The sequence below is a fragment of the Streptomyces sp. WM6386 genome (assembly GCF_000972385.1).
In the GTDB taxonomy this organism is placed as follows: Bacteria; Actinomycetota; Actinomycetes; order Streptomycetales; family Streptomycetaceae; genus Streptomyces.
The window spans coordinates 1-716 of the sequence record NZ_JXTE01000317.1; the positions used below are offsets into that span (position 1 = coordinate 1).

The window sequence follows — 716 nt, forward strand, 5'->3', positions numbered from 1 at the left end:
GCGCCAGGGCGACCACGAGACCGGCAAGCACCTCGGTGCGCAGCACCTTCGGGTCGGACAGCCAACTCGGGCGTCGGGAGCCGCGCAACCATGCGGCCGGGGACAGTACGGAGGAAGACAAGACGAGAGGAACCTGTCGTGCTCGGGCACACCCGGCATCACAGCGGGCGCGCAGGAAGGCGTGGAGCACCGGGCTGGTTCTCCATGGTCCGCGAGCGCGCGGACCGAAGTCAGGGGGCGGCAGCCGAGCGACCCGCGAGGGCACCGGGTGCTGCCTGGGAGCGAAGGGTCACGGCGGGCAGGCAGCGGCGACGCCGGGCATCACGGACATGCGCACGCCCTCTCCTGCGGACTACGGCCTTCGCCGGGGGCGTCGTCGGCCCCGACACGGCTGACGGTCACGGGACGGCATCCCAACACCGTGGGAACGGACACGGCAGACAGCCGACCCAACGCCACGGCAACTCTACCCTAACGTTAGAGTAGAGATCGGCGCGGGCCACCCGCGGCCGCAGTGAGAGACGAGGAAGATCCCCGCGTGAGCAGCGAGCACATGCAGATCGGCGAGGTCGCCGCACGGACCGAGCTGTCGCTGCGCACCATCCGGCACTACGAGGACAGCGGCCTTGTCATCCCCTCCGCGCGCTCGCAGGGCGGCTTTCGCCTCTACACCGAATCCGACGTCGCCCGCCTGATGGTCATCCGCCGTATGAAGC

Annotated in this window: 1 protein-coding gene; it reads left to right on the forward strand. The window is 70.3% G+C overall.

The features are described 5' to 3' along the window. Positions 1-538: 538 nt before the first annotated feature. The coding region (locus TN53_RS41455) for a MerR family transcriptional regulator (RefSeq protein WP_046264062.1) at positions 539-716 on the forward strand (178 nt) is incomplete at its 3' end.